Source organism: Enterobacter soli ATCC BAA-2102 (assembly GCF_001654845.1).
GTDB classification, from domain to species: domain Bacteria; phylum Pseudomonadota; class Gammaproteobacteria; order Enterobacterales; family Enterobacteriaceae; genus Enterobacter; species Enterobacter soli.
In genome coordinates this window covers 46,793-54,342 of sequence record NZ_LXES01000032.1, presented here as the reverse complement: position 1 = coordinate 54,342, position 7,550 = coordinate 46,793, and the positions used below count along the sequence as shown (strand labels likewise).

Sequence of the window (7,550 nt, the reverse complement as noted above, 5' to 3'; positions counted from 1 at the left end):
AACCCTCTGCCTGCGGTCGGCTCAACTCGACATCCTGTCTCGATTCGCCTCTGGCCGCCATCCCTGGCGTCCAGCCCTTGTCATCCGGTCTCCGGTTCGCCGATTTCTGCGGGACTCAACGTCCGTGCCATTTTCAGACCGCAGAGAAGGTTAAGGGAGCGTGGGTCCGGCTGAAAATCACCCGCGAAACGCGCCCAGCCGTTTCACCTGCCGCCCTTCCTCGTCAAAATTCTCGGGTGCCAGCCACGCGCGCAGCTCTGCATCACGCTCTGGCCATTCGCTATCAATAATAGAAAGCATGTCGCTATCGCGGTTACGCCCCTTGCGCACCAGCTTCTGTCGCAGCCGCCCCTCCCAAACAAAGCCCAGACGCTCTGCGGCGTTGCGCGATGCCACGTTCATCGAATCGCACTTCCACTCCAGGCGGCGATAACCGTGCTCAAAGGCATTTTTCAGCAGCAGCCACACCGTCTCGGTGCCAATCCGGGAGCCTTTCATCTTTCGCGACCAGGTCACGTGGCCGATTTCCACCGACCCCATCAGACGTTCAATCGCCATATAGCTCACCAGCCCCACTGCGCGGTCGGTGCGCGAGTCGATAACGGCGTAGGGCACCAGCGCATCATCCAGTACTTTTCCGAGCACCCAGTGCGCAGTCGCTTCAACCGTTGCGGGTTGCGTACTGGCAAGCCACGTCCAGTCGCTATCATCCCCCAGGGCGTAAGCATCAAAGAGATCGGCGGCATGGCGCTCTGCATCCAGCGGTTCAAGACGGCAATAGCGCCCCACCAGCGGCGAGCGGGTCAGGATGCTCGCGCCTTTCCAGTCGGGAACAGTATCGTTAACGGTCTGACCATGTTGATTGATTTCCGGCACAGGGATGACTCCTTGAAAGGTAAGGATTTTGTTATAGCAGGTTAAAAAGCGGCGGAAAAGCGTTCGGGCTAATAGCCAATATGAATGCGTTATACCCTGAAGGCATAAGCAAAGCAGAATTTAAACTTTGCGGAAAACGTCAGTCAGCCTAACGTAGCGGAGCATAAAACAATCACAATAATGACTTTCCAGGGATCGCTATGACAAAAAAACTGCTGCCGTTACTGGTACTGGCCGTGCTCTCTGCCACTGCCAACGCCGCCACACCACCTAATACGCTGGTTGTCGCACAAGGTCTTGATGACATTGTGAGTCTCGACCCGGCTGAAGCCAACGAACTTTCCAGCATCCAGACCGTACCAAGTCTTTATCAGCGCCTGGTACAGCCAGACCGCACTAACCCGGAAAAAATCACCCCGATTCTGGCCGAAAGCTGGCAGGCCGATGCGGCAGCAAAAACCCTGACCATCAAACTTAAGCCTGATGCGAAATTCGCCTCCGGCAACCCGCTGCGCCCGGAAGATGTGATCTTCTCTTATACCCGCGCCGTGACCCTGAACAAATCCCCGGCGTTTATCCTTAACGTGCTGGGCTGGGACGCGAGCAACATCGAAAGCCAGCTGAAGAAAGTGGATGACCACACCCTCACCCTGCACTGGACGGCGGACGTCAGCCCTTCCGTGGCATTAAATATCCTGTCCACGCCAATTGCCTCTATCGTTGATCAGAAACTGGTTTCCGCAAATGTGAAGGATAACGACTTCGGCAATACCTGGCTGAAAATGCACTCTGCGGGCAGCGGTGCGTTTAAAATGCGTGTCTACCAGCCGCATCAGGCCATCGTGCTGGAAGCCAACGAAACCGCCCCTGGCGGCGCGCCGAAGCTTAAAAGCATCATCATTAAAAACGTTCCCGACCCGGCTTCCCGCCGCCTGCTGATCCAGCAGGGTGATGCGGATGTCGCGCGCGATCTGGGCGCTGACCAGATCAGCGCGCTGGAAGGTAAAGCGGGCGTGAAGGTGCTGAGCATTCCGTCTGCCGAGCAGAACTACCTGGTGTTTAACACCGGCAACAGCGCTAACCCGCTGCTGAACAACCCGGCCTTCTGGGAAGCGTCTCGCTGGCTGGTGGATTACGAGGGTATTACCAAAGACCTGCTGAAAGGCCAGTATTTTGTTCACCAGAGCTTCCTGCCGGTTGGTCTGCCGGGGGCGCTGGAAGACAACCCCTTTAAATTTGATCCGGCAAAAGCAAAAGAGATCCTCGCCAAAGCGGGCATCAAGGATGCGCACTTCACGCTGGACGTGGAGAACAAGCCGCCGTTTATCACCATCGCTCAGTCCATGCAGGCAAGTTTTGCTCAGGGCGGCGTGAAGGTGGATCTGCTGCCAGCGGCAGGTAGCCAGGTCTATGCCCGCGTGCGTGCTAAACAGCATCAGGCGGCGATCCGTCTGTGGATCCCGGACTATTTCGATGCGCACTCTAACGCCAGTGCCTTTGCGTGGAACGACGGTAAATCCAGCACCGTGGCGGGCCTGAACGGCTGGAAAATCCCTGAGCTGAATAAAGCCACGCTGGCCGCGGTTGCCGAGCCTGACCCGGCGAAGCGCCTGGATCTGTACAAGAAGATGCAGGAAGAGTTGCAACATAACTCGCCGTACGTGTTCGTCGATCAGGGTAAAACCCAGATTGTGGTGCGCGATAACGTGAAGGGTTATCAGCAGGGGCTGAACGCGGATATGGTCTGGTACGACAACGTCACGAAGTAATCTGCCCTTGTTGCCGGGTGGCGCTGTGCTTACCCGGCCTACGTTCTCGGTTTTTGTAGGCCGGGTAAGGCGACGCCGCCACCCGGCATGAAGAGATTTCCCATGCCACATCTTTCCACCCACGTGACGCGTGTGCTTCAGGGCTTACTGACCCTGGTACTCACGCTCTTCGGGCTGTTGCTCATCACGTTTGCGCTCTCCGCATTTTCCCCCGTCGATCGCGTCTTGCAGATCGTTGGCGATCACGCCAGCCAGTCTACTTACGATCAGGTACGCCACCAGCTTGGTCTGGATCAACCGCTGCCCGTGCAGTTCTGGCATTACGTGCAAAACCTCGCTCATGGCGATTTAGGCACCGCCAGTGCCACCGGGCAACCGGTATTGCAGGATTTGTTGCACGCGTTCCCCGCCACGCTGGAGCTGGCAACCCTGGCGCTTATTATCGGTGCCTTACTCGGTGTGATCGCGGGCGTGCTGTGCGCCCGCTACGCTGGTTCAGCGCTCGATTTGACGATCCGCACGCTTACCCTGCTCGGCAACTCGGTACCGATTTTCTGGCTCGGCCTGCTGATGCTGGCGCTGTTCTACGCGAAGCTCCAGTGGAGCGCAGGCCCCGGCCGGCTGGATGATGCCTGGCAGTTTACCGTTGAGCCACGTACCGGGTTTGCGCTTCTCGATACCTGGCTTTCCGGTGACCGGGAGGCCTTCAGAAATGCCATCAGCCATCTGGTGCTGCCGGTGCTCTTGCTGGCCTATTACTCACTGGCGAGCATCACTCGCCTGACGCGTTCAGCCTGCCTGAGCGAGATGAATAAAGAGTACATTCTGCTCGCCCGCGCCAAAGGCGCCGGGGAGATGACCATTCTGCTGCGCCACGTCCTACCGAATATTCGCAGCACCCTACTGACGGTGATTGCCCTTGCTTATACCAGTATGCTGGAAGGCGCGGTATTAACTGAAACCGTCTTCTCCTGGCCGGGTATCGGGCGCTATCTCACCACCGCGCTGTTTGCGGGCGATACCACAGCGGTGATGGGCGGCACGTTGCTCATTGGCGTCTGTTTTGTGCTGATCAATAACCTTACCGACCTGCTTGTGCGGGCAACCGATCCCAGGGTGCGCTAATGCCGTTTTATCTCTTTTTACGCCGCCTGCGCCGCTCTCCTGCTGCGTTTTGCGGGCTTATCGCCATCGCACTGTTGGTGTCTGTTGCGCTGTTTGCTCCATGGCTTGCACCGCATGATCCTAACTGGCAGGACGCCGCCGCGCGCTTACAGGCTCCCAACGCCCAGCACTGGCTGGGAACTGACAGCTATGGCCGCGACCTGCTTTCACGCCTGATTTACGGCACACGCCCCGCGCTGGGGCTGGTTGCGCTGGTCACCGTCATCACCCTCCCCGCTGGCCTGCTGGTGGGAATTTTGTCCGGGTTTTACGGCGGCTGGCTGGAGCGGGTGCTGATGCGCTTTACCGATGTGGTGATGTCGATGCCGCGTCTGATCCTCGCCTTCGCGTTTGTCGCCATGCTTGGCCCGGGGCTGGTGAACGGGGCGCTGGCGCTGGCTTTGACTACCTGGCCTGCCTATGCACGCCAGGCACGCAGTGAAATTCAGCGCCTGCGTCACAGCGACTATCTGGCCGCTGCCGGGATGATGGGGATCCGTGGGTTCCGGCTGCTGTTCGGCCACATTCTGCCGCTGTGTTTGCCGTCTGCGATTGTGCGTCTGGCACTCGATCTGGCCGGGATTATTCTGGCTGCCGCCGGGCTTGGGTTCCTCGGCCTGGGCGCACGCCCACCGATGGCAGAATGGGGAGCCATGATTGCCGACGGGATGCAGGTCATTTTTGACCAGTGGTGGATTGCCGCCATTCCGGGCGGTGCGATTCTGTTTGCCAGCCTGGCATTTAACCTGCTGGGCGATGGCCTGCGCGATGTACTGGAGCCGCAACATGACTGAACAACGCGTCATCGTCGATGCGCTGAATATCGACTATCCCACCGCGCGCGTGGTCAACAACCTGAGCTTTACGCTTGGCAATGAACGCCTGGCGCTGGTCGGGGAATCGGGTTCAGGAAAATCCATGTCCGCCCGTGCCCTGATGGGGCTGGTGCGTAAGCCGGGCATCGTGAGCGCAAGCCAGCTTAACGTGCTCGGTAACGACCTGCTGGCCCTGAATAACAAACGCTGGCAGGCGCTGCGCGGTAACCGCATTGCGATGGTGCTTCAGGATCCGCGCTACGCCCTTAACCCGGTGAAAAACGTGGCCGCCCAGCTTGAAGAGGCCTTAACCCTGCATCAGTCCCTGCCGAGAGCGGAGCGTCTGGCGCGCATCCACGACATTATTCGCGCCGTCGGGCTAACCGACAATGTGCTGACGCGCTATCCCGGCGAGCTTTCGGGCGGTATGGGGCAACGCGTGATGATTGCCATCGCGCTGATTAACAACCCGCAGGTACTAATTGCCGATGAACCCACCTCGGCGCTGGACGCCCGCCTGCGTAACCAGATCCTCGAGCTTCTGGTGCAGCAGTGCGAAGAGCGTCAGATGGCGATGCTACTGATTAGCCACGACCTGCCGCTGGTGGCAGAGCATTGCGACCGCGTACTGGTGATGTATCAGGGCGAAAAAGTCGATGAGATGGCGGCAAATCAGTTGCCGCAAGCCACTCACCCGTATACGCGCACGCTCTGGACCTGCCGTCCTGACGCCAGCACGTTCGGCCAGATGCTGCCAACGCTCGATCGCACTCAGCCATGGAAGGAGGCGAACAATGGCACTCGTTGAAGTTAATCAGCTCCAGGTCACTTTCGGGGAAAAAACCGCGGTATCCGCAGCCAGCTTTGCAATCGGGAAAGGCGAAACCTTCAGCCTGATCGGTGAATCCGGCTGCGGGAAATCCACCATTTTGCGGGTGCTCGCGGGGCTGCAACGTGACTGGAACGGCAGCATTGCCGTGCTGGGTGAGCAGTTAAAGGCAGGCCGCCGCTTTGAAGGCGCACTGAGGCGCAACGTGCAGATGGTGTTTCAGGATCCTTGGGCGTCGTTGCACCCAAACCACACCATTGCGCGCACGCTCTCAGAGCCGTTAAAAATCCACGGTGAAACGCAGACTACCGAAAAAGTAGCGGATGCATTGCAGCAGGTTGGGTTGTCTGCCGATGCGGGTAAACGCTACCCGCACCAGCTCTCCGGCGGGCAGCGGCAGCGCGTGGCGATCGCCCGAGCTTTGCTGTTACGTCCGCAACTGTTGCTGCTGGATGAACCGACCTCCGCGCTGGACATGTCCGTGCAGGCGGAAATCCTCAACCTGCTGAACCGTCTGAAACAACAGCACGGAATGACCTATCTGCTGGTGAGCCACGATGCAGATGTGATTGCACATATGTCTGACCGCGCGGCGTTTATGGCGCACGGGGTTATCCAGCGGATGTTTGATCGTGAGGCGATGCTTAAGGGCGAGCACCGGATGGGGTAGTACCGTGGGGCGATAACCTTTCTGGAAGGAGCCTCGCAAACTGAAAAAGTAACCCTGTTTCATCAAGGGATAAGACTGTTATTTGTTTTTTCATGGTCGTAAAGTTCCTGCGTTGTGGTGCATCCGCAACCGGGCGTAGGAACCCGTTTTTCATGGCACGGCAATGAAATTGCCGCGACAGCGTTCCCCCTTTGAAAGACATGGTGGCGCTGGTGGAGTAGCCGAAAGGCTGACCGTTTGTCGTGTGCGGTATTCCTACCTCCGTCAGCGCTACCCCTCACCGGCACAGGAACGTTTTAGGTGGCCAGGAGCTTTTTTTACAAGGAATATCACATGACAACAATCCCTACCCTGACACACACGCAATCTCAGGAAAACGTTATTCACCATCTTCTCGGCCAGTCGCTTCCCGACTCGGCGGATCCCATTGAACTGACCAAAGCCTGTACCGCATTTGTTAGCGTGCTGGTTGAAACCGACGATCGCGAAATCCATGCGGCGCTTTGCGAACGCCTGCTGCATGGGCTCAATCAGTTGCGGGCGCACTGCGAAAATGGCCTGCCTTCGTACCTGGTTGAACAGATGGTTTCGGGCGAAAAACTTAACGCCTGCGTGCCGGAATGCTGGCATGATGCTTCGTTACAGGTGGACTACGCGAAGGCGCTCACGCACGCGATTGCGGGGGGAACGTTGCCAGCCAGTGTGACAAAAGAACTCACCAGGTTACTGCATGATATGGTCTGGCTGCTGGCGGAATATGTGCAGGAATCGGACATGACAGCGCGCTGAGGCGGGCGCAAAAGCCGACATTCCGCAGAATGTCGGCTTTACGTTATTTCAGCATTTTTACCGTGGCTTCGATATCGATCTCATCTTCCGAGAAGATGTGGGTCGTTTTCTGGAAGGTGGTGATGGCCAGTTTCTTAACCGTGCGCATTTCACCCGGCTTAGCCGCAGTTTTGGGTTTGATGTTGTTCATCAGGATCCCCACCGACAGCACCGCATTTTCTTTATCAATGCTGGTATCGGCTGGTACTTCCTCGCTGAACACCACAAAAGACTTAATCGAGGTGAGTTTCAGCCGCTCGCCCGCAATGTAGATGTACTGGCTTTCCGGGATCACCTTCACCGCGTAGGCGGACAAGCCTTTGTTGTTGGTGGTGGGTTCAAAGGTCACCGCCGCATCTTTCTTGATCAGATCAGGGTTCGCGACCTTAATCACATGAAAATAGCGGTTGTCACCGTTTTCATCTTTGATAAATCCAAAGCCTTTATCTTTAAACCACGTTGTGATTGTACCGTTCATCGCTGTTACCGCCTGTCTGATCGTTCATTAACTCAATTTTTGCAGCGTGGAGTGTAAAACACAATGCGATTTGGGGCGAGGAATTTGGGGTAAATGCCCGATATCGGCGTTTCAGCCGAAA

General features: G+C 57.4%; 8 protein-coding genes. 6 read left to right on the top strand and 2 right to left on the bottom strand.

Annotated elements, in window-relative coordinates:
- Positions 1 to 177 precede the first annotated feature (177 nt).
- On the bottom strand, positions 178 to 876 hold the full coding sequence (locus M987_RS11295; protein WP_014069246.1) for a GNAT family N-acetyltransferase: 699 nt from the start codon (positions 874 to 876) through the stop codon (positions 178 to 180).
- Between the two features lie 200 nt (positions 877 to 1,076).
- Between M987_RS11295 and M987_RS11290 the strand changes: the two genes are divergently transcribed.
- The 6 genes from M987_RS11290 (at position 1,077) to M987_RS11265 (ending at position 6,912) form a co-directional block, all read left to right on the top strand.
- A complete protein-coding gene (locus M987_RS11290) occupies positions 1,077 to 2,645 on the top strand; it encodes an ABC transporter substrate-binding protein (RefSeq protein ID WP_014069245.1) in 1,569 nt (522 codons plus the stop codon).
- Positions 2,646 to 2,747: 102 nt separating this feature from the next.
- Positions 2,748 to 3,770, top strand: a complete 1,023-nt coding sequence (locus M987_RS11285) for an ABC transporter permease (protein ID WP_014069244.1) — start codon at positions 2,748 to 2,750, stop codon at positions 3,768 to 3,770.
- Complete coding sequence (locus M987_RS11280; RefSeq protein ID WP_014069243.1) at positions 3,770 to 4,603, top strand: ABC transporter permease; 834 nt, start codon at positions 3,770 to 3,772, stop codon at positions 4,601 to 4,603. Before M987_RS11285 ends, M987_RS11280 begins: the two co-directional genes overlap by 1 nt.
- Positions 4,596 to 5,432 carry an ABC transporter ATP-binding protein gene (locus tag M987_RS11275; RefSeq protein WP_014069242.1) on the top strand — a complete coding sequence of 279 codons (837 nt, stop codon included), beginning with the start codon at positions 4,596 to 4,598 and terminating at the stop codon, positions 5,430 to 5,432. Before M987_RS11280 ends, M987_RS11275 begins: the two co-directional genes overlap by 8 nt.
- On the top strand, positions 5,419 to 6,123 hold the full coding sequence (locus M987_RS11270) for an ABC transporter ATP-binding protein (protein ID WP_014069241.1): 705 nt from the start codon (positions 5,419 to 5,421) through the stop codon (positions 6,121 to 6,123). Before M987_RS11275 ends, M987_RS11270 begins: the two co-directional genes overlap by 14 nt.
- 333 nt (positions 6,124 to 6,456) lie before the next feature.
- Positions 6,457 to 6,912 carry a hypothetical protein gene (locus tag M987_RS11265; protein ID WP_014069240.1) on the top strand — a complete coding sequence of 152 codons (456 nt, stop codon included), beginning with the start codon at positions 6,457 to 6,459 and terminating at the stop codon, positions 6,910 to 6,912.
- A 43-nt stretch (positions 6,913 to 6,955) separates the two neighbouring features.
- Here M987_RS11265 and M987_RS11260 read toward each other — a convergent pair whose 3' ends face one another.
- Positions 6,956 to 7,429 (bottom strand): cold-shock protein, encoded by a 474-nt coding sequence (locus M987_RS11260; protein WP_014069239.1) that lies wholly within the window; start codon positions 7,427 to 7,429, stop codon positions 6,956 to 6,958.
- Positions 7,430 to 7,550 lie beyond the last annotated feature (121 nt).

Excerpts from the sequence above, each read along its gene's own strand:
- M987_RS11290 (WP_014069245.1), top strand. The coding sequence starts at position 1,077 with ATGACAAAAAAACTGCTGCCGTTACTGGTACTGGCCGTGCTCTCTGCC.
- M987_RS11285 (WP_014069244.1), top strand. The coding sequence starts at position 2,748 with ATGCCACATCTTTCCACCCACGTGACGCGTGTGCTTCAGGGCTTACTG.
- M987_RS11280 (WP_014069243.1), top strand. The coding sequence starts at position 3,770 with ATGCCGTTTTATCTCTTTTTACGCCGCCTGCGCCGCTCTCCTGCTGCG.
- M987_RS11275 (WP_014069242.1), top strand. The coding sequence starts at position 4,596 with ATGACTGAACAACGCGTCATCGTCGATGCGCTGAATATCGACTATCCC.
- M987_RS11270 (WP_014069241.1), top strand. The coding sequence starts at position 5,419 with ATGGCACTCGTTGAAGTTAATCAGCTCCAGGTCACTTTCGGGGAAAAA.
- M987_RS11265 (WP_014069240.1), top strand. The coding sequence starts at position 6,457 with ATGACAACAATCCCTACCCTGACACACACGCAATCTCAGGAAAACGTT.
- M987_RS11260 (WP_014069239.1), bottom strand. The coding sequence starts at position 7,429 with ATGAACGGTACAATCACAACGTGGTTTAAAGATAAAGGCTTTGGATTT.